This is a genomic window from Endozoicomonas sp. Z74 (assembly GCF_057680865.1).
The window spans coordinates 1-18,007 of the sequence record NZ_JBLYZI010000108.1 but is presented as its reverse complement, the minus strand read 5'-3'; the positions used below and the strand labels follow the sequence as shown (position 1 = coordinate 18,007).

Here is an 18,007-nt window from a genome sequence, read left to right as displayed (position 1 = left end):
CCCCCAACGGTCACCTTTACCCCCCGGTGGTCACCCTTTACCCCCCGGTGGTCACCCTTTACCCCCCGGTGGTCACCCTTTACCCCCCGGTGGTCACCCTTTACCCCCCGGTGGTCACCCTTTACCCCCCGGTGGTCACCCTTCGCCCCCCGGTGGTCGCCTTTTACCCCCTATGAGTCACCATATCTGTCTAGAGACCAAGTACTGCAAGGCATCCAAAAACTTCAATAATGCTTTAAGAATTGCTTAAGAATAGGAATAATAATTGCTCAAGAATAAGCAAGAATTTTTAAGGTGACAGGAAATGTAAAACTGGTTAAGGTGACTTTTATGATTTGCCGGAGTCACCTTATGCCAGCGCATGATGACGATTCAGAACAGTTTGACCTTATTGAAGTTAACAATATAACCAGTGCTAAACACAGGATCCTCAAGGAGTCTAATGACTTCTATTATGTTCGACACAATATGTCTCTCAACCAGCAAAGGTTGGTGTTGCTGACAGCATCAGAAATACAGTTTAAAAAGATAACTGGCAAGGAAGAGGTTCCTTTGGTCACGTTATACATTCCAGATATTGAAAAAGCTCTGGACTACAACAGTGGCAAAATATACTCAGATCTTTATCTGGCAGCCAGAGGCCTTGGGAACTGTGCATTTGAGAAGAGAATTTCACCTGGTGAGTATGAGGTGGTCAGCCTCATAGAAAAAGCAAAGGTCAGTAAGGGTAGGGGGCTCATTCAGATACAGCTTACTCGATCTGCCATCAACGATTATTTTGGAGAACTGACGAAGAGTTATCATCGATTTCAGTTGCGTTTGCTTGCTTTGTGCTCGACAACATACCAGATGAATTTGTACAAAGCATTGTCAAGTGTTGAAAATACTCTGCATAAGACAAGAACCTTCTATCTTTACGAAGAGTATATGCAGTCTTCAAGTGACTTGTATTTTCCGGATATTATGGGGTATAGGCCAGATGTACAAGTATCCTATGCTCAATACAAGAATGTTAAACGAAAGATTCTAATTCCAGCTCTCAAAGGGATATCAGACAAAACAGATATCGTAGATACTGCTGTTCAAGAGCTAAAAATAGGCAGAAAGGTTTATGCAATAAAGATAAGCTACAGTATTGACTACAGCCGTCGAACCTCATTGAGGGCCGCGAGCCAGTCATGGATGCACCCGATCGAGTATTACTTTGCAACGGAATACTACCGGAAGCTCAGTAAGGATTTACAAAGAATTTTTGATAAAAAAGGCTTCGAATCGGACGATATTCGATCAGAGTTCAATCATTTCATATTAAGCCATGAACATGAAGTAAGAGAGAAAATCACCAAAAATGGAGAGCATTACCCTGATATCAGCACTATCGATTGGTATGTCACTTGGCTTCAGGACAGTGGGTTCTTAGCCTCAAATCACAGTGATATGCCTGGTGATATCGATCCTGCTCAATCAGTTACAGCCGTATGGTACTCTGCTAGTTTTCAGACCTCTGAGCCTGTACCTATTCCTGCAGACTTTGAGATCGATGATCAGCTTATTTCATGGGCAATTAAGTTTTATCCGTACTTGGACCACGATGCAGAGACTTCTAAGTTCATACTTCACGCAAGGGAAAAACAGTACAAGAGCCAGAACTGGGTTTTGAGGTGGATGCGCTGGTTAGCAGGGGCTAGGGCGTGACATTTTTGCAATCTGCCGCTACTGGAGTTTTTCAAGCTTCTGTAGGAACTCTCGTGCTTCTGTGTGAGACCTGAAGGCAAAGCGAATAAAACAATTTCCCTTATCATTAATCTGAATTTGGGAGATCAACCCCTTATCTTTGTATAACTGATGAGCGGCCTTCTTTAGTTCTGGCTCCGAAGGTCGTGCATTTTTTAGATGTGCTTCCAGTTCTCTCACGGTCCATTTACTACGTATACACTCATGGGCTAATCGTTCCTGAGACTCAGGCATGGCCCTGAGAATAACCCTTCCCTGGGAGAACGACAGGCTCCCTTTGCTCAGAAGTGACTGAACCGTATCAGGCAGCTGAAGCAAACGGAGGACGTTGGCTATATAACTTCTTTTTCGACCAATCGCCATGGCAAGGAGGGATTGACTGACATCAGGTTCAGATAGGGCATCAGCGTATAGCTTTGCCTCTTTAATGATGTCAGGTTGCCACTCAAGCTGACATTGAAGAATCTTCTCTTTGCTTTTCTTGGAAAGACCTGTCAGTTGCGCCACGATAGGAAGATCTCCAGATATATTTGGCCGGGTCAAAGTAGGATTGTTTCACATGAAACGTTATGTGTAACATTGCTCTATGTTACACAAGCGATGTCGAACGCTAAAGGCAATCTGAAAATATGCCCAATGTTTTTTGGGGATCGGCGGAAACATGGCCTACAAGACCGAGAGCGGAGATGAAACTCTGAGGTATCTTTGACCACGATATGCTATTGCTCTTGCCGTTATTTGAGGCAAGTGGATTTATTTTTGATATGTGCGGGATCCCAGGATCAAAATAAAGAATCGAATATTGCTGCGTGTTCACAAGCTTCAAAATTCCGTGACGCCTGAAATAGTTCAGGCAGTGATCGATTGCGTTGGGTACGCTGCTGCCTGGATTATCCTGTCGTTCGCGGAGAACGATAAATGTATGTAAATCTGTTTCTATTTTAATTGTGTCAAATCGGGTAATGGAACCCAGGCAGTGGACCTCAGTCATCAAAACCTTGTGTGAATTATGCATGTCGATGGTTCCGTTGTTTTTTAAGGTTTTACCACAGAAAACACCCTTATCAAGTTTGTGAAAAACCTGTCCTTTGAAAGCTGGTACTGTTTTATCCAATCATATCAACTTTGATATGTTTCAACTCCTCATCACATCTCAGCAATGGTTAATTAAGCGTTGGGGTCTTGCATTATGGTCGTTTCGTGTATATAAAGTCATGTAGTGACTATATTGTAATATTCCGATGATGACGACTACACCAAAAAGAGTGGGTAGACCCAAAGTAGGCATTACACCCGATAAAGCCATTTTTTTTCACAACTGCATTCAGTCCTGGGTGGTGAATCACAAACTGGATAACTGGTTAAAGAGACCGGTTGATGTCTTTGAAGCCAAAAAGGAATTTGAAACGATCCTGGCCTACGAAGCGGGGTGCCATGAAGCACTTGAAAGCTGGCGGCTCAACTGGCTCAGCGAGCAAGGGTGGCGACGTTTGCAGGCGAACGTTCGACAGGCTTTCTATGCTAAAGGAATACCGGGCAAACAGGGCGAGCGTGAGCGCAAAAGAACCCTCCAGGTATCCGACTCAACGGCGTTGTCCCTTAAACGGTTCTCTGAGGAACACGGATTGACGGTCGATGAGGCGATTCAGACACTATTGAAAATGGCAGGTCGCCCATGACAGATCTGCCCAAACCCGCAAACCGCCTTTCTGAGCAGCAGGAAAAAATAGAGAGTTATATCAGGAAGGGGTCTTCTGTAAATACCCGAAGGGCTTACCGATCCGATATCGCGCATTTTGAGGAAACCTGGCAAGGTCTGCTACCGGCATCGGTTGGAACCGTCCAGGCATACCTGGCCGATTATGCGGACCAGCTGAGTGTGGCCACCCTCAATCGGCGCCTGGTGGCGCTTTCGCTTTGGCATAAAGCCCAGGGATTTTCCGACCCAACCAGCCATGAAGCGATTAAAAAACTGATGCGGGGGATTCGTCGTGTACATAACCGGGCCCCGGCTCAGGTCAGGCCGTTTTCATACCGTGATCTGGAGCAAGTGGCCCGTCATCTGGAGGGGAAAATGAATGCCGCTGTTGAGTCCGGCATCGTAACCGCTGACCAGGAGAGAGTCTGGCTGAAAGCCCACCGGGATCTGGCCATGATCCTGATCGGTTTCTGGAGGGGGTTCCGGGCGGACAGTCTGTGTCATTTGAAGACAGGGTTTATCAAGCCGATCCATCGACGGGTATCGGGAAAGAATGTGGCGGGTGTGTCGATTTTTTTACCGGCGAGCAAGGGAGACCGGCAGGCAAGGGGCGAAACCTTTGAAATGATGGCCATGCCGGAACTCTGCCCGGTAACGGCCCTGAATAACTGGGTCAGTGCGGCTGGCCTGGTGGACCAACAATCCTGGTTGTTTTGCCGTTTCAAGGGGGGGAGTCTGACGGATGCACCGTTATCCCCGGGGAGTATGTGTCACTGGATCAAAAGGCTGTGTGTCGAGGCTGGATTGCCTGATGCCCAATCTTATGGTTCGCATTCCCTGCGCCGAGGCTTGGCGAACCTGATGCGGGATCAAGGGGCGGACGTAAAAACGTTGATGGACTATATTGGCTGGAAGTCTGCTGATACCGCATTACGGTATTTGGAATCCGGGAGTAAGGGGGCGGAACTGTTGGTGAATATGGAATAGCAAAACAACGATCCCTAGCCATTGATGCCTCTTGCAGTACGATGATACAACTCGTGTAGAAAATAAGAAAAAGATTGAAAGGATGGTCAAGGCAACAATCCAGATTACGTCAAAATCAATGTCCCTGGCGGAAGGCATTGTCAGCCGTGGTATACGTGAAATGCGCTGCAACACCGACTTTTTGCTCCGTGAGATGGGCAGGCTCAGCGCGGTCCGGCAGAAGAACGCAAGAAAAGCATGGCGGGCTTTGCATAACGAACTGCCGAATCAGTTCACCTACCTGGCCCGGGGCGTTTGTCCTGATATACCGGAGGGGCAAGCCCCGTCTCCGGTTCGCCAGCGCCTGGGTTCCAGAAACAAGAAAAACAAGGTCATTGATGATTTCGGTATTTATTATTTCTTCGAACGGGTTTCTCCCAAGCGATTGCGCCTTTGGTCCATGAGTCCCGATTTTGAAGGCAATCACCTGTTCCCGGCCATTTTCCCCATCTGCAACATCAGCCATCATGCCCTTGCCAGGATCTTTTACCGACGGAAGGCCATCACCGGTTTTCACGACGTAATGAAAGAAGTGTTATGCCCCCAGTCATTGCAGGCGTTCACCATCATGGAATTGGGCCGGGACTGGTTCAAGTCTGCTGATATCGACAGGCTCTGGGAGGGGGAGGGCCTTCCTGGAGGAAGGGATCTGGTGCCACTGGACATTGGCACGAAAAGCTCATGCATCCCGACACCCAACGGCATCTTCCTGCTGCGGGAGACCGACCAGAGCCGGCCTGAAACCTGCCAGTTCCCCTCGCTTGCGGATCTGTATTTCAGCAGTCATCCGGGGGGTAACCTGGCCATTGCCAGTACCTGGGTTCCCTATGAAAAAATCAGGGCGGACCAGGAAGACTTCATGCAGGATATTGGCCGGTTCTGGCGCCAGTACCAGGACGCGGTGATGGAGGACTGACCGAACCGGTCGGTGAGGATAAAAGGCAATGGCCGCCCGGATATAGTTTTAACGAGCATCGCGTAATTCTCCACCGATAACCCAATTGGGAGCTGTGCGACCTTTTGGGTTTGGGTGGCGATGGATAGCGAACAGCCCGGAAAGGGCTGTCACTTTTCCGGCCTCTCCTGTTTTTGTATGTACTCTTTGAGTACTTCCAGGGGAGCGCCGCCAGCGGTTATCAAGCAATAGGCCCTTGTCCATAATACCGGCTTCCAGTAAAACGTCTTCAGGTGCTCGGAGAACTCTTTCCTTATCAGACGACTGGTGACGGTTTTCAGGTTGTTGATGAACTTGCTCGGCATTATGTTCGGGTGAAAGTCGAGCATCAGGTGTATGTGGTCAGCTTCCCCTCCAAACTCATCCAAACCAACCTCCCATTTTTCGCAAAGGTCGCGGCAGATTGTCTCCAACCTGTCCAGCATCGCAGCAGTGAAGCACTTTCGCCGGTACTTGGTTACTAACACTAAATGATATTTTAGCTTATATACACAGTGATAATGAGATTTCATGGCCTTACACTAAGTTATTTGTTGTGGTATTTTAGAGCCATGAGAGCGTACAAGTACAGAATTTACCCCAATGCCGAACAGAGGGTGCTGATAGAAAAGCACTTCGGTTGCGCTCGTCATGTCTATAACTGGGCCTTGGCTGAAAAAGACCGGCACTACAAGGAGACAGGAAAGAGCCTGTCAAAACGTCAGATCCAAGATCAATTGGTAGCCAGTAAGAAAGACGGCAAAGAGTGGCTGGCAGAGGTCAATAGCCAAAGCCTGCTGGCATCCCTGGCTAATCTTGATACGGCGTTCACCAACTTTTTCCGGGGCCGGTCTAAATTCCCCAGGTTCAAATCAAAATACTCCGGGTGGCAGTCTTATCAATGTCCGCAGCATGTGAAAATTGATTTTGCCAAAAGCACTCTCAGTCTTCCAAAGCTCAAAGGGATCAGGGCGCAGTTGCACAGAGAGTTCTCAGGAAAAATAAAGACGGTTACGGTCAAACGCTCCCCGTCGGGGAAATACTTTGCCAGCGTATTGGTAGATGACGGGGCGGTCGATCCTGTACCCGCCACTATTGAGCGTAGCAATACGGTTGGTCTGGACGTTGGCCTGAGTGATTTCCTCATCGACAGTGAAGGCAACAAAACCAGTAACCCCAGAGTTCTAAAGGCTTCTCTTGTTCGGCTTGCAAGAGAGCAGAAGAAGCTGGCAAGAAAGAAAAAAGGATCAACCAATCGGGCAAAGCAGAAACGAAAAGTCTCTGTTATTCACGAACAGATCGCCAATCGGCGGTTCGACTTCATTCATCAGGTAACGGCAAAACTGGCTGACAAAAACCACGCAACTACGTTTTCCGTCGAAGACCTGAATATCAAAGGCATGGTCAAAAATCGTAAGCTCTCAAGAGCCATACAGGATGCAAGCTGGGGCATGTTTCTAACGACACTTGAATACAAGTGCCGTTGGAATGGCAAGAACCTGATTCGTATCGGGCGGTTTCAGCCAAGCTCCAAGCTATGCAACTGTTGTGGCCACAAAATGGAAGCTATGCCCTTGTCAGTGCGAGAGTGGCAATGTCCGTCATGCCAGTCCATCAATGACCGTGACGTCAATGCCGCCAAAAATATCCGAGATTTCGGTTTAGCTGATTCGCTGGGACACAGCGATTGTGTAAAGAGTTCCCCTGTAATACATCTTGTCAGTGCAGGAGTTACAGCGAAAGATGTTGAGAATTTTCGGCATGGGTCGCAAGAAGCCCCCGCTTCAGCCGCTTAGTGGTGGGAGTATGTCACCATAACGTATTTTATACGCGGTAATACTGCTATTGCTGCCAATCTACCCCTTATGAGATGTTACTTTGGCTTGTGTATCGCACTGCAGTAACTTTTGCCAGTCAAGGCCTTTTTTTTACACCGCTTTCCTGATTTTGTCTGGGCGCTGCAGCGTCCAACCAGGCTTTCTCCCTGGTACTCGTAAACCGTTCCGCTCTTATGCTTTTCGTTTTCTTTTTTGCCATAGAGGTCAGTTGAATAGGAGAGCCAACGGTCACAAAGGGCTCCTTTCATTATCGCTACCCGGTCTCCCGCATCGGCAAAATAGACTTCTCTTTGAAAAGTCAGATAATCGGGCAAACCGAAAAGATACACTTGCTTGATGACCTCTCCATCTTTTGGCCCACCCTTGAAAACAATATCGGTATACCCTCTCGGCATTTTGCTCCTCTCCAGACAGCCTTGCAGATACTGTTGTTGTTAAGTGGCTGTGTCAGTGGCTATGGTACGGCCAATGTGTTTTTCAGACAACCAAGCCTCACGGCCATGCACGGGCATCGTCAATCGAACGAATATCCTGTTCATCACACTGAGCTTTGATCGCCAGCTCCCGGCTCATGGAAGCAGATCGTAAAAGCTCCCTGGCATCCGTCGGCTGGTCAAACAGGGTCACAGTAATGGCCGCCGAATAGACGATTCCTTGGTAAAAGCCTTTGCTGTTGGCTGTCAGCCTTTTTCTGGAGTAGTCCTTAATCATTGCTCTTTAACTATTTCGTTCGTGACGTTCCAGGTTACGATAAAAATTTTCGTGGCTCCCAAAAGAAACCAGCTCAAGCACCAGCTCACCCTTGTCAAAATAGTAAGCCAGCAACGTCAGCTGCTTCACCATTTTGAACTTGTATACCTGTATGTGTCCTAGCGCCCCGGTTTTCCGGGCTCCGATGTCCGGGTTATCTGCAATGAGGCGAATAGCCGTGTCGAGATCGGCCTTCTGGTTTTTCTTCAGCTTTTTTACCGCCCGTTCAAACCGTGCCGTTTGCAGTATGCGCTTTGCCTTAGCCAAACCGGTACTCCGTAGTCTCACCCTGCTTGCGCTCCTCATCGGCCTCCATCAGTTCTTCAATGAAATGGATTGGCAGATCCGGGTTTTCCTTGGCCGCCCTGCCCAGGGTAGCCCAGTACTCAATCTGCTTTGAGGCGGAACGCTTTTTGACTTTTCCGGTCAGGCTGGCGGCATCAACCAGCTCCTGATCCAGTCTCAGGGGGACACTGGCCATGTTGGACACTCCTTCAAACGGTTTTTATTGCTTCCAATTGTAGCAGATTGCAACAAGCTGTGTAACTTTGATTTAACCGGCAGCAAGGCATGGCTGGTCACCGAGGCCTGGAGAATTTATACTGTACGTATGAACAGTTAACCGTAGGTGGCATTCATGGCTTTCCCCTCTCCCGCAGCTGATTACCAGGAGGCTCGGCTCTCCCTGGATCAGCACCTGATCCACCACCCGGCGGCGACTTTTTTCTGCATTGCATCTGGCGATGCCATGACCGAAGCAGGCATTAACGACGGTGCCATCCTGGTGGTTGACCGGAGCCTGAAAGCCATGAGCGGAGATATTGTCGTGGTGATCTATCAGGGGGAGCATATGGTACGGCAACTCAACCTCAGCCAGGGGCGCGTCACGTTGACTGCCAATAGCGATACGGCACCGATCCCTGTCAACCAGGATCAGGATCTGGAGATATGGGGCGTGGTGGCATCGGCGGTTAACCAGTACCGTCGGGGAGGGGCATGAAGCACCGGTTTGATGTGAAACTGAGGCCACCCTCAGGGGTGAGGATGGCCTGCACTGTGGAGCGGGGTAACGCCAAACTGCCTGCACGGCAGGTCATTGAATCTGTGAAGCGTCGTTCCTGCATCGGCCAACTGCCTGCACGGCAGGTTATCGCCATGACACTTCACTCCATGAACGTAGTCGGGGAAAGGGGCTCCGTCATAGAAAAAGCATGGCCCATGTGGAGCGAGGCCCAGTACAAATAAAGGGGTTATACTTTCCTTGGTTGTGCCGCGTTCAGGAAGGGAGTTCCCAGGCGGCGCGTCAACGTCACTGTTGCTGGAGTTATGCCATTGTCCACAGGGAAGTTACTGACCGGTTCGGTGCTGTTGCTCGCCCTGAACCTCACGGCAAACGAAGCCTTCAACCAGCTTTCCCCGCAGATGAGGGAACGGGTTCACATGGCCACTTCCCTCCCCTGCCGGGAAGTACTGGAGCACCCGCAGGGTCAGGAGGTCATTGTGGTGGCTGGGCTGTTAGTGAACCGGGCCGACATCCTTGACATCGCCAATGACCCGCGCAGCATTGAGGCCTTTATCCTGGAACAGATGACGCTCTGCCAGCAGTTCCCGAACCAGCGTTTTTTTGACCTGATCCAGTTCGCCCAATGAACCCCTTGAGGAGGGAAATCAGGTTCTTTCTGCGGTCAGCCTCACTCTTTCCTCAAGCCCCATGATCTCACGCATAAAGCTGTTGTCTTCGTACCGCCATTGCACGGTTTGATGACACTGGTGGCAAAGGGCGTTGTCAGCACAACCATATCGTGACATAAAACAATTAGGTTTGGCATAAAACCAACCAAGGATGACATAGCCGCAGTAATGCTACTTTATCTGTAGAGCCTGCTGTGCAAGCAGTTGAGTAGATGTGTGCCGGTCTGGGACAGGGTATAACAACGCGACCTACCGTGCAGGTAGTTTTGACAATCTGGCGAAAGGAATTGTCAGGTTGTCGTAGTAATTGCCTGAATTTGTCACGATATGGCTGTTTTTCTTATGACAAATGAAGTTGCAGTTCTGTCATAGCCCTTGCTGCATCAGAACAGCGATTGTCACGATATGGTTGTACCGACAGGCGTGCTCGCCAGGATGGCGGGACGCAACGATCAACTCATGATTGAACGGCTGGCCTTCCCCGGTTTGCAGCCACTGGGGGCAGATACGAAGAGCGTTGCAGATCGTTTCGAACACGCTCCTCTCCAGGTCGTCAAATTCGCCGTTGAGAAAACGAGTCACGTTGGCTTTGTTGGTTCCGGATCGCCAGGCCAGAAGCATGGCCGGTGGCAGCGAAGTCAGCTCGTGAAGGCACTGGATGCGCTGTTGAGGGCTGTTGTCCATAACCGTTCCTGTTGATGTTATTGCTGTTATTGTCTGAAGACACACCAGTTCACCACATCCCTTGCGTACATGCCAGCATCCTGCCCTGCGCCGCCCTGGTGCTTTGCCTGCAAGACCTGGGGTGGTAGCATGGCAGCCATCACGCGAGATGGGTGTGGCGGTAGCGTGCCTGGCGGTTTTATCCCCTTGACCCAGCTCCCAAAGGCTCTCAGAAAGATCGTCCCTGATGTCAAAGGGGGGTGGGAAGAGTTAGCGGGCAGCACTCACTATATGCCGGAGCTTGACTGCACTGTTGTGGCAGGGATAAACCCGGTCATGTTGTACTTTGAGCCTTCTCGCCAGACACTGCTCGACAAGGCCTTTGCAACAGTAGCGGAACTGCTTAGCTAGTCCTTTTTTATATCGAATAGCACCCAGCCGACTGCGCCACTCTTGTCGGCGGGTGCTGTCCCGTCAGGCAAAAGTGTGAGGGTTAAATCTATTCTGTTCGAGCCCTCATTGAAATGAACGCTCTCTATGTTGGTGAAATCATCAGGCAGCGCTCCAAGTGGCACCGCGTAGTGAACATCGGTGCCGCTATATAACCGTGTAGCGACGGCAGAATGCTCACTGTCGTCTGCCCACCTTACGTACACTCTGACCTGCATACTTGCCAGAGCCTGAAACGCTTCGTAAGAAACCGGCGGGCGAGGTTCTCCTTCCATCATCGCAAACGACACCATTGGCACAAGAATCAACAGAGTTAGCTTTTTCATCTTTACCTCACAAAAGCAGCAAAAACTGAAGTTAAGTAACCTTTTACATTACGGACATGATATTTCCTGTCAGCAGGGAGAATAGACCCTTATGTCAGATTTCCTATCAGAGGATGAGCTTGTGGCGCTGGAGGATGAGCTTACCAGTCTTCCGACTGGCGAAGAGACAAAGCCTGCGGCCAAAGCCAGGACCGCACCAAAGCCTCAGAAGAGCCCGTCGAGAGAAGGATTACCGGTGGCAAGTCGAAATCAGAAACAGCCTGCTCCGCTGGTTTTCACTTCTGAAGCTGTGTAGAGCACTAATCACCGCAGGCGATTCCCCTAAGTTCTTGCTACACCGCACTCTGTCTGGTCTGGACAATTGCTCAAGAGCTGAAAGACTGCTAATGTGTTTCACATCGGACAAATAACGGATATGAAACATTGCCCAGGAAAAACAAAGAACTCCAGCCGTCCGACGTGAAGAGGCTTGTTGAAAAACATACGGGTTCCCCTTTTTGCCCGATGGACGCAGCGCTGATAGCACTGTGTGGAATGGCTTATTTCAATGCCGCTGAGTTAAGCCTGATGAAGGTACGGCATGTAGTTACTGAAACGTCAGGCCTGGTAGAAGTTGACTCTTTACCTTCTGAATTCAGTAGTACAGGAAAATCCAGGCTGTTTTATATTGGCAGAAGTACATATCTCCGAGATGTGCTCGAACGTTACATAGAGTGGAGAAAGGAAACCGGGCTTGGATTGCTCGATAGAGCCTTATATATGGGGCTCGATCCTGAGTCCAGGTTCTTTCTGAAACCCAATGGCTCACCTTATGAGTTAAATTTCAAACGCAGGTTTCAAGGTGACACCATCACTCAGCCAGTTCAGATGCAACGACAGTTCAAAAAGTATTTTTTAGGAGAAGGAGTGACTATCAAAACCTTACAGCAATCTTTCTTGCTTAACTTCTGGAGGGCTCGTTCTTCTGAAGGAACTACCCAAGCCATCCGGGATGCAGTTGAGCTGACAGGTTTGACAGCAGAAACAATCCGTTTGAAGTGCATGCGACAACCAGAGTCCGTTCAGACTGTGATCGAAGGGCTCTACCGATGACCATGAAAAAGCCGCCCATTCTTGAACCAGGCTCACTCAATGACGAGTCTTTTGATCTGTTGCTGAGTCTAACAAGTATACGCTCAGAGCCGCTTATTGACGCCCTCAGAGACTATTACGTTGGTGGTCTGACAAAGAGCGGTGCTTACACAAAGCACGGCGTTAACAAGACGATTTTCGGACGAAAACTGCCCGTTCTGGAGAAGGTGTTCAGAGCGGTTGTCGGCTTTTCAGAGGTTTACAAAAAAAGGTAAACTTTCTCTTGTTCGGTATACCATTTAGTGTATACTTGTATGTAGGCAAGATGATTTGACATTCCAGGGGCAATCGATATGGCTGACGATCACGGCAAAGCGTCCGAAAATGTTCTTCACATTGAAGAGATGGGTCAGCGTGAGCAATGGATTGCAAATGCGTTACTGCTCTGCCCAGCGGATGATTACTATGAGCTGCTGGATTGTGTAGACGACTTACCCGATTGCGAGCTTTTCAGCTTGATCCAAGAATTCAAAGAAAGGTGATAAAAAAATGGCTAGAGGCAACTGGAACCCAAATGTCATTTCTCCCAGGATGAGGTGTCGATTTTGCAGGCGAGTCATTCAGAAAAAGGATCTGGTTCGAGTTGTCAGCGGTGAGTCACCAAATGCGCCAGCACACAAGCAGTGTGCTGAGTGGAAGAATCGTGAATATCGTTCTGGGGAATAGGGATGGCTAAGATCATAGCAGGGCTTGGATTTCTGGTACTGATCGCTGTTCTGGTGGGCAGTGTCGTGCATTCGGCGCTGGGTGTTGCAGTGGTTGCATTGCCAGTAGGGTTGATATACCTCCAGATCAAGCAGGAAAGCGCCTTGAGTTTTGAAGGAAAAGCAGGGGAATAAAATGCCAATCGTAAAAATCACAGATTCCGACTTGAAAGAAGTTACGACTGTTGAGTTTTCTCGTGTGCCTTGTCAGGGAGAAACCATTATGCTCTGTGATGATAACGGTAACGGCGCTCCGCATACTGTTGAGTATGTGTCTTGGGAGGTTTGCAAAGGTCGTTCTGAAGCAGATGTTACGATCAGCATCAATATTACAGATGATGATGGTGTACGAGAGTGGTTTAGATCAACAGATGGGCAACCAGGGGAATAAAATAATGAAGGGTGAAGCTACCGAACTTGAGCTGCCTACAACCATTGCTGAAGGCGAAGGATGGAAGATCGAGCGTGTACTACATCACCCTTCATCAAATCTGAGTATCAGATACCAGGGCGATAAAGATGCAATCATTCTTGGTCTTTTGAAAGAGTTGGAAGCTGAAGAAAGGGTGTCATTTAAAATGGCGCTTCAGGCCGGTGTCTCAGGTGAAGTACTCAGGGAGCACCAGAGGTTTGAACGGTTGTCAGAAGATGAACAATGGCAAGAAATCGCTGATTTAAAATCAGGGGAATAAAATAATGATGCTGCAAAGAGCTTTCACGATAGGGCCACCACTAGGTATATGTATCTGGGTTTTAGCCATGATTTTTATGACTAAAACTGTTGATGGTCAAACCGTCTGGGTTGGCTTAAGCCAAGCTATGGTATATGGATTCTTGTCTGTCATTGTAAGTATCTGTGCTGTTGCTTTCATAAGTGCTTATGCAGGAAAAGACAAAAAATCAGGGAAATAAAACAAATGAACGTATCTCAGTCTTGGATATACCCAAAGGCTAACCCTGAAGGAAAGCCGATATTTTTTGTTGATGGAAAACGAGTTTCCCTTCAGAAAGGCTTTCAGCTCACTATTGACGGTCATTTAGGCGATGCACAGCATCTCAAGTCATGGTTCTCAAAAAATGGTTTTGTAGATAGCAGAGAGTTTGGAGCCACCTACCACAAATCTATTTACAAAGGAGAATGAAAATATGGGCAGACTGACTCATATATTCATTTTTCTTGTTCTGATGCTTCTGGCAAAAACCTATGCCACAGTTGACCTATCCAGCGATCTATCCAATATTCCTGCAACACTCCTCCAGATCAGAGTGATAGAGACCTTGCTATGGCTGACACTGGCCTACTCACTAACAGAGCTGATTCATGCCGTAGACAGGGTGAGAGACAGCAGGTTCAAAAACTGCTCGCAGAGGAAAGCGGTCAATCCAGATGGCACTGAAAGTGTTGTTGTGTTAGCACCGGTTTGAGATGACCCGTTTTCACCGGTTGGCTCTAGCTGTGATGCCCTGTCAGGCCAAGGTAATAGAGTTTACAGATGAAAATTCCTAACGTGCAACAATCACTTATACAGTACATTTAAATCATTACCCTGATACGACATGACATGGGTTGCTTATTAACAACGTGCCATGCAAAAAAAATAATGACATCAGTTAATAGAGAACTGTTTATGACTGACAATGAAAGAAATAATGACAAGTGTGATGTCTGCGGAATAGAACGAGAAGGAACTAATCTGACAGAACTGTCTATTAAATTAGGTGAATATCAGGAAACACAAGAGTTAAGATTCTGCTCAGATAATGAACTTTGCCAACTTAAATCAGAGTTTATTGCGGCTCAACGTGAAAGATTGCTGATGGATAAATGGCATAATGAGATAAACAAAGAAACTGTAGGGGGGAAACTTCCAAGAGAGCTGATAAAAGGCCTTGATGAAGCTTACGAAGATGACCTGCCTTCAGCTGTAGAGGATATCCAGCTGTTAAAGTGGCAAATAATCATTTCAGCTTGGATAACTTTGAATGCAGGAACTCTTCCGGTGGAACATAGAAACGGAAAGGAGCTACTGAAAATGTACCTGGAGTCGAGGAAGTTAAGAGCACTGTACTCTGATTACGATCTTTCATCAGTCTTGTGACCTGCTCTGTGAACAGCGGCAGCACGTTCATTCTAAAAAAAACATGCTATATACTATTGCTATATCCTAGTGGCTATATACAATGTACATATAGCAATGATTTTTGGTGATAGTGATGGCTCAAGGCACTGTATTTGTAAACAATCGAACCCAGGCGGTACGGCTCCCTGCGGAAACCCGTTTTCCTGATGATATTAAAAAGGTCAGGGTCAGGGTTCGTGGTAAAGACCGCATCCTCTCCCCGCTCGGCAATACCTGGGACTCATTTTTCAATGTTGATCCGGCTGATGGGGTAACGGAGGACTTTATGGCCGAACGGGCTTCCCAGGATCAAAGGGATCGTGAGGCGTTCTGATGCTGAAGTATATGCTCGATACGGACATTTCCATCTATGTGATCAAGCGGCGTCCGATTGAATTACAGGCGGTTTTCAACGCCTATGACGGGCAGATTTCCATCAGCTCGATTACTCTGTCCGAGCTATTGCATGGCGTTGAGAAAAGCTCGAACCCAAAGAAGAACCGGGATAATGTTGAGAGCTTTGTCAGTCGGTTGGAAGTACTGGACTACACCCCGAAGGCCTCCGTCCACTATGGCGACATCCGTGCCGATCTGGAAAGAAAAGGCCAGGTGATTGGTGTGAATGACATGCACATAGCGGCCCACTCCCGAAGCGAAGGGCTGATTGCTGTGACGAACAATGTCCGTGAGTTTGGCCGGGTGGATGGTCTGCGCGTGGAAAACTGGCTGGAGCAGATCGAACAATAACGGGGCTGGGAGAACTCTGCAATTAACCTACAGGCTCTCACGATCTGACCGATAACATTGAGATTCTATTTATGGCCTATGTGCTCGCCACTACTGAAAATACCGTCAGATGGTATAAATTCCAGTTCGATAGAGATTTGAAGCCAGGTGACTTCGAGCTTTTAACAACGTTGGATTTAAAAAACGTGCCACAGTTTGGGAATAAGCAAACTGCCAAGCTTGCCGCTCTATCGCTCGGCCTAAAGACTTGGCGGTATGTTAAAATCTAGCCGGTGATACTCAGCCAGCCAAGGGAATAAAAATGCGAGTAGTAATATCAAATATTATAGAGTTTCGGTCATCTCCAGAAAAAGAATTGTGCTGGTTATCGTGCAAAACCCAAACAGGTTCTAAAATTGTTTTCTGGGGCAGTCCCGAGGATGGGCAACGGAACATTGATGCACTGAGACACCAGAAAATGCCTGTTCTGGTCACTCTTGAGTCCCCTGAAGAGTGTCAGCCGAGCGATTACGTGAGGCGTGAATACGGCGCTTCAATCAGTGTTCCTGAACATTCGTGGATACAGATCAACCCAGAGCATTAAATTCTTAACGCACGTTCTCTCAACCATGATGCGCCAAAGCTTATGCTGTCAGCCTTCCGCCTTAATGGTCTTTGGGAACCTCAATGTCGCCACTGGCAATAGCGTGTGCCAGCTTTTCCATCAACCTGGCGAAACGATAAAAGCCCTCGTACTGTTGACAGATATAGTCCAGTTGAACACGGGTAGTGCTATCCATCACTCGTTTAAAAGCATCCATGTAGTCATAGCTGGTTTGCAGTAGATCAGCCTCGCCAGCATCGGTGTTTGGGAAACGTAAGGCGTTTTCATTCACTAACTGTACCAGATGAAGCTGTTCAGCATTAAGTTGCATCATGAATATGATTCACTGAATATTCTGTACATTGCAGGTTGATATTTTACACTCATATTCGACAGTTGGCCTGATCCGCAGTGGCTTCTTATTGGAATCCACAGATACTGTACCGGTAATAGAGAGGGTAGTTATGTCCGTTAAAAGAGCAAATAAATTACAAAAGCGCAACCGGAAAAGAAAGGCACAGCAAAAAAAGAAAGCCAGTTTCACGATTACCAAAAAAACAGTCAGGGCAGGAAGGCTAGACCTGGATCAGGTCAAATCGGCGGATCAGATTATGGCGACGATGTTATCCGATGAGGTGCCTGAGTCTGAGTGGCATCCTGATGACGTCGATATTATAAAAGAAGGGCTGGAGCAGGCCAGGAAAGCAACAGGAGAGCGATGCTCTGTAAAGCGGCGGCCTGATGGAAGTCTGACCATATTTTCCGATCCCGAGTTAGAAGGTTTTGATGAGTCGTTTGACCCTCTAACGGAGAGTGAGGTCTATGGTGATTCAGACATGATCGATGCTATAAGAGTGAGCGTGTTGCACCACGTAAAAACTGAAGACCGCCCAAGATCCATGCTGATCAGCCTCCCCGAGAATGAGGTTTTATTAATACAGACTGCTGAATTCACCACCTACTCCACACTCTCTAAAATGGACTACATCGCATTAGTTCCGGAAGATGAAAAGGCTTCACTGCATGAATTTATAGATAAAAACGACCGTAAAAAGATCGTTTCATATCAAGAAGATGATTCCCCACTTATGACATTTTCCTTTTCCGATAATGAGATTCATGGTGCCATCCGGCATAGCCCACCCATGTTAGGGCTATATGCGTCAAGCTCAAATGATATGCGGATAGCTGTAGAAGCGGTTCATGGCGATAATCCTGATGAATTTTATCTCGTAGAGTTCGTTACTGAGCAGGCCAAAAACGATTATTCCGATGCAGGGTATGAGTTCACAAAAAGTGAGTGGGAGTCCTTCGTATTGCAACATGAATTAGAGCCGGTAGTAGGCGCAGCGTTTCACTGAAAAATTTCCGGGGAATAGATGTGTTGTGGTCGAACAACTATGGATCAGTTTGTGTAAGATAAGTTCTTGGTTGCTACAAATTATAGAGACATTTAATTCTTTGGTTTTTCTAACGAATAAGTTGTAGTAGTTCAGACCTGATCTGACAGTCACCGATTTTTCAGAGGGTGTCTGTCAGGTCAAATTCAGGCTACAAATTTTTCCTTCCAGATCTCTTTGCCATCTATCAGAGTTTCCATTGGCGTTCTT

Annotated in this window: 32 protein-coding genes; 22 read left to right on the top strand and 10 right to left on the bottom strand. The window is 47.9% G+C overall.

Features of this window, described 5'->3' with window-relative positions:
• Nucleotides 1-351 precede the first annotated feature (351 nt).
• A complete protein-coding gene (locus ACNRUY_RS22155) occupies nt 352-1,695 on the top strand; it encodes a replication initiation protein (RefSeq protein WP_488113840.1) in 1,344 nt (447 codons plus the stop codon).
• An 18-nt stretch (nt 1,696-1,713) separates the two neighbouring features.
• On the opposite strand, the gene ACNRUY_RS22150 is transcribed toward ACNRUY_RS22155, so the two are convergent.
• Both ACNRUY_RS22150 and ACNRUY_RS22145 read right to left on the bottom strand, forming a co-directional pair.
• Entirely contained in the window at nt 1,714-2,241 is a 528-nt protein-coding gene (locus ACNRUY_RS22150; RefSeq protein WP_488113839.1) for a ParB/RepB/Spo0J family partition protein, read from the bottom strand.
• Between the two features lie 103 nt (nt 2,242-2,344).
• The gene (locus ACNRUY_RS22145; RefSeq protein WP_488113838.1) at nt 2,345-2,848 is read right to left on the bottom strand and encodes a hypothetical protein; all 504 of its coding nucleotides are present in this window, start codon (nt 2,846-2,848) and stop codon (nt 2,345-2,347) included.
• Nucleotides 2,849-2,975: 127 nt separating this feature from the next.
• Between ACNRUY_RS22145 and ACNRUY_RS22140 the strand changes: the two genes are divergently transcribed.
• The 3 genes from ACNRUY_RS22140 (at nt 2,976) to ACNRUY_RS22130 (ending at nt 5,375) form a co-directional block, all read left to right on the top strand.
• Entirely contained in the window at nt 2,976-3,413 is a 438-nt protein-coding gene (locus tag ACNRUY_RS22140) for a hypothetical protein (RefSeq protein ID WP_488113837.1), read from the top strand.
• Nucleotides 3,410-4,420, top strand: a complete 1,011-nt coding sequence (locus tag ACNRUY_RS22135; RefSeq protein ID WP_488113836.1) for a tyrosine-type recombinase/integrase — start codon at nt 3,410-3,412, stop codon at nt 4,418-4,420. The genes ACNRUY_RS22140 and ACNRUY_RS22135 overlap by 4 nt, the downstream gene beginning before the upstream one ends.
• A gap of 82 nt (nt 4,421-4,502) precedes the next feature.
• Nucleotides 4,503-5,375, top strand: a complete 873-nt coding sequence (locus ACNRUY_RS22130; protein WP_488113835.1) for a hypothetical protein — start codon at nt 4,503-4,505, stop codon at nt 5,373-5,375.
• A 149-nt stretch (nt 5,376-5,524) separates the two neighbouring features.
• Here the strand turns inward: ACNRUY_RS22130 and tnpA are convergent, their stop codons facing one another.
• Nucleotides 5,525-5,926 (bottom strand): IS200/IS605 family transposase, encoded by a 402-nt coding sequence (tnpA, locus tag ACNRUY_RS22125; RefSeq protein ID WP_488113834.1) that lies wholly within the window; start codon nt 5,924-5,926, stop codon nt 5,525-5,527.
• Between tnpA and tnpB the strand changes: the two genes are divergently transcribed.
• Complete coding sequence (tnpB, locus tag ACNRUY_RS22120) at nt 5,915-7,189, top strand: IS200/IS605 family element RNA-guided endonuclease TnpB (RefSeq protein WP_488113833.1); 1,275 nt, start codon at nt 5,915-5,917, stop codon at nt 7,187-7,189. The genes tnpA and tnpB overlap by 12 nt on opposite strands.
• A 77-nt stretch (nt 7,190-7,266) precedes the next feature.
• On the opposite strand, the gene ACNRUY_RS22115 is transcribed toward tnpB, so the two are convergent.
• The 4 genes from ACNRUY_RS22115 to ACNRUY_RS22100 all read right to left on the bottom strand — a co-directional run bounded on the left by ACNRUY_RS22115 (nt 7,267) and on the right by ACNRUY_RS22100 (nt 8,462).
• A complete protein-coding gene (locus ACNRUY_RS22115) occupies nt 7,267-7,626 on the bottom strand; it encodes a hypothetical protein (RefSeq protein WP_488113832.1) in 360 nt (119 codons plus the stop codon).
• Nucleotides 7,627-7,723: 97 nt separating this feature from the next.
• Nucleotides 7,724-7,942 (bottom strand): hypothetical protein, encoded by a 219-nt coding sequence (locus ACNRUY_RS22110; protein ID WP_488113831.1) that lies wholly within the window; start codon nt 7,940-7,942, stop codon nt 7,724-7,726.
• 6 nt (nt 7,943-7,948) lie between these two features.
• The gene (locus tag ACNRUY_RS22105; protein WP_488113830.1) at nt 7,949-8,248 is read right to left on the bottom strand and encodes a type II toxin-antitoxin system RelE/ParE family toxin; all 300 of its coding nucleotides are present in this window, start codon (nt 8,246-8,248) and stop codon (nt 7,949-7,951) included.
• Entirely contained in the window at nt 8,241-8,462 is a 222-nt protein-coding gene (locus tag ACNRUY_RS22100) for a TA system antitoxin ParD family protein (protein WP_488113829.1), read from the bottom strand. The genes ACNRUY_RS22105 and ACNRUY_RS22100 overlap by 8 nt, the downstream gene beginning before the upstream one ends.
• Before the next feature lie 156 nt (nt 8,463-8,618).
• Here ACNRUY_RS22100 and umuD point away from each other — a divergent pair, with 156 nt between their 5' ends.
• The 3 genes from umuD to ACNRUY_RS22085 all read left to right on the top strand — a co-directional run bounded on the left by umuD (nt 8,619) and on the right by ACNRUY_RS22085 (nt 9,631).
• Entirely contained in the window at nt 8,619-8,981 is a 363-nt protein-coding gene (gene umuD / locus ACNRUY_RS22095; protein WP_488113828.1) for a translesion error-prone DNA polymerase V autoproteolytic subunit, read from the top strand.
• A gap of 44 nt (nt 8,982-9,025) precedes the next feature.
• Nucleotides 9,026-9,226: a hypothetical protein gene (locus ACNRUY_RS22090; protein ID WP_488113827.1), complete on the top strand. Its 201-nt coding sequence runs from the start codon at nt 9,026-9,028 to the stop codon at nt 9,224-9,226.
• An 87-nt stretch (nt 9,227-9,313) separates the two neighbouring features.
• Nucleotides 9,314-9,631, top strand: a complete 318-nt coding sequence (locus tag ACNRUY_RS22085; RefSeq protein ID WP_488113826.1) for a hypothetical protein — start codon at nt 9,314-9,316, stop codon at nt 9,629-9,631.
• 408 nt (nt 9,632-10,039) lie between these two features.
• On the opposite strand, the gene ACNRUY_RS22080 is transcribed toward ACNRUY_RS22085, so the two are convergent.
• Nucleotides 10,040-10,402, bottom strand: a complete 363-nt coding sequence (locus ACNRUY_RS22080) for a helix-turn-helix domain-containing protein (RefSeq protein ID WP_488113825.1) — start codon at nt 10,400-10,402, stop codon at nt 10,040-10,042.
• A gap of 84 nt (nt 10,403-10,486) precedes the next feature.
• Between ACNRUY_RS22080 and ACNRUY_RS22075 the strand changes: the two genes are divergently transcribed.
• Entirely contained in the window at nt 10,487-10,747 is a 261-nt protein-coding gene (locus tag ACNRUY_RS22075; protein WP_488113824.1) for a hypothetical protein, read from the top strand.
• Here the strand turns inward: ACNRUY_RS22075 and ACNRUY_RS22070 are convergent.
• Complete coding sequence (locus ACNRUY_RS22070; protein WP_488113823.1) at nt 10,744-11,112, bottom strand: hypothetical protein; 369 nt, start codon at nt 11,110-11,112, stop codon at nt 10,744-10,746. The two genes, ACNRUY_RS22075 and ACNRUY_RS22070, sit on opposite strands and share 4 nt — an antisense overlap.
• A 423-nt stretch (nt 11,113-11,535) precedes the next feature.
• Between ACNRUY_RS22070 and ACNRUY_RS22065 the strand changes: the two genes are divergently transcribed.
• From ACNRUY_RS22065 to vapC, 12 genes are all read left to right on the top strand, one after another.
• Nucleotides 11,536-12,204 (top strand): hypothetical protein, encoded by a 669-nt coding sequence (locus tag ACNRUY_RS22065; RefSeq protein ID WP_488113822.1) that lies wholly within the window; start codon nt 11,536-11,538, stop codon nt 12,202-12,204.
• The gene (locus ACNRUY_RS22060; RefSeq protein ID WP_488113821.1) at nt 12,201-12,458 is read left to right on the top strand and encodes a PapB/FocB family fimbrial expression transcriptional regulator; all 258 of its coding nucleotides are present in this window, start codon (nt 12,201-12,203) and stop codon (nt 12,456-12,458) included. Before ACNRUY_RS22065 ends, ACNRUY_RS22060 begins: the two co-directional genes overlap by 4 nt.
• Nucleotides 12,459-12,536: 78 nt before the next feature.
• Entirely contained in the window at nt 12,537-12,725 is a 189-nt protein-coding gene (locus ACNRUY_RS22055; RefSeq protein ID WP_488113820.1) for a hypothetical protein, read from the top strand.
• A 186-nt stretch (nt 12,726-12,911) separates the two neighbouring features.
• Complete coding sequence (locus ACNRUY_RS22050) at nt 12,912-13,082, top strand: hypothetical protein (RefSeq protein WP_488113819.1); 171 nt, start codon at nt 12,912-12,914, stop codon at nt 13,080-13,082.
• 1 nt (nt 13,083) lies between these two features.
• A complete protein-coding gene (locus tag ACNRUY_RS22045; RefSeq protein WP_488113818.1) occupies nt 13,084-13,338 on the top strand; it encodes a hypothetical protein in 255 nt (84 codons plus the stop codon).
• Between the two features lie 4 nt (nt 13,339-13,342).
• Nucleotides 13,343-13,639: a hypothetical protein gene (locus ACNRUY_RS22040; protein WP_488113817.1), complete on the top strand. Its 297-nt coding sequence runs from the start codon at nt 13,343-13,345 to the stop codon at nt 13,637-13,639.
• Nucleotides 13,640-13,643: 4 nt separating this feature from the next.
• Nucleotides 13,644-13,859 carry a hypothetical protein gene (locus ACNRUY_RS22035; protein ID WP_488113816.1) on the top strand — a complete coding sequence of 72 codons (216 nt, stop codon included), beginning with the start codon at nt 13,644-13,646 and terminating at the stop codon, nt 13,857-13,859.
• Nucleotides 13,860-13,864: 5 nt separating this feature from the next.
• Nucleotides 13,865-14,089 carry a hypothetical protein gene (locus tag ACNRUY_RS22030; protein ID WP_488113815.1) on the top strand — a complete coding sequence of 75 codons (225 nt, stop codon included), beginning with the start codon at nt 13,865-13,867 and terminating at the stop codon, nt 14,087-14,089.
• Nucleotides 14,090-14,093: 4 nt separating this feature from the next.
• Nucleotides 14,094-14,372 (top strand): hypothetical protein, encoded by a 279-nt coding sequence (locus ACNRUY_RS22025; RefSeq protein WP_488113814.1) that lies wholly within the window; start codon nt 14,094-14,096, stop codon nt 14,370-14,372.
• A 203-nt stretch (nt 14,373-14,575) separates the two neighbouring features.
• Nucleotides 14,576-15,046: a hypothetical protein gene (locus ACNRUY_RS22020; protein WP_488113813.1), complete on the top strand. Its 471-nt coding sequence runs from the start codon at nt 14,576-14,578 to the stop codon at nt 15,044-15,046.
• A gap of 115 nt (nt 15,047-15,161) precedes the next feature.
• Entirely contained in the window at nt 15,162-15,401 is a 240-nt protein-coding gene (gene vapB, locus ACNRUY_RS22015) for a type II toxin-antitoxin system VapB family antitoxin (protein WP_488113812.1), read from the top strand.
• Nucleotides 15,401-15,814 (top strand): type II toxin-antitoxin system tRNA(fMet)-specific endonuclease VapC, encoded by a 414-nt coding sequence (gene vapC, locus ACNRUY_RS22010; RefSeq protein WP_488113811.1) that lies wholly within the window; start codon nt 15,401-15,403, stop codon nt 15,812-15,814. The genes vapB and vapC overlap by 1 nt, the downstream gene beginning before the upstream one ends.
• A 644-nt stretch (nt 15,815-16,458) precedes the next feature.
• Here vapC and ACNRUY_RS22005 read toward each other — a convergent pair.
• On the bottom strand, nt 16,459-16,731 hold the full coding sequence (locus ACNRUY_RS22005) for a hypothetical protein (RefSeq protein ID WP_488113810.1): 273 nt from the start codon (nt 16,729-16,731) through the stop codon (nt 16,459-16,461).
• A 130-nt stretch (nt 16,732-16,861) separates the two neighbouring features.
• Between ACNRUY_RS22005 and ACNRUY_RS22000 the strand changes: the two genes are divergently transcribed.
• Nucleotides 16,862-17,758 (top strand): DUF8087 domain-containing protein, encoded by an 897-nt coding sequence (locus ACNRUY_RS22000; protein ID WP_488113809.1) that lies wholly within the window; start codon nt 16,862-16,864, stop codon nt 17,756-17,758.
• The last annotated feature ends 249 nt before the right edge of the window (nt 17,759-18,007 follow it).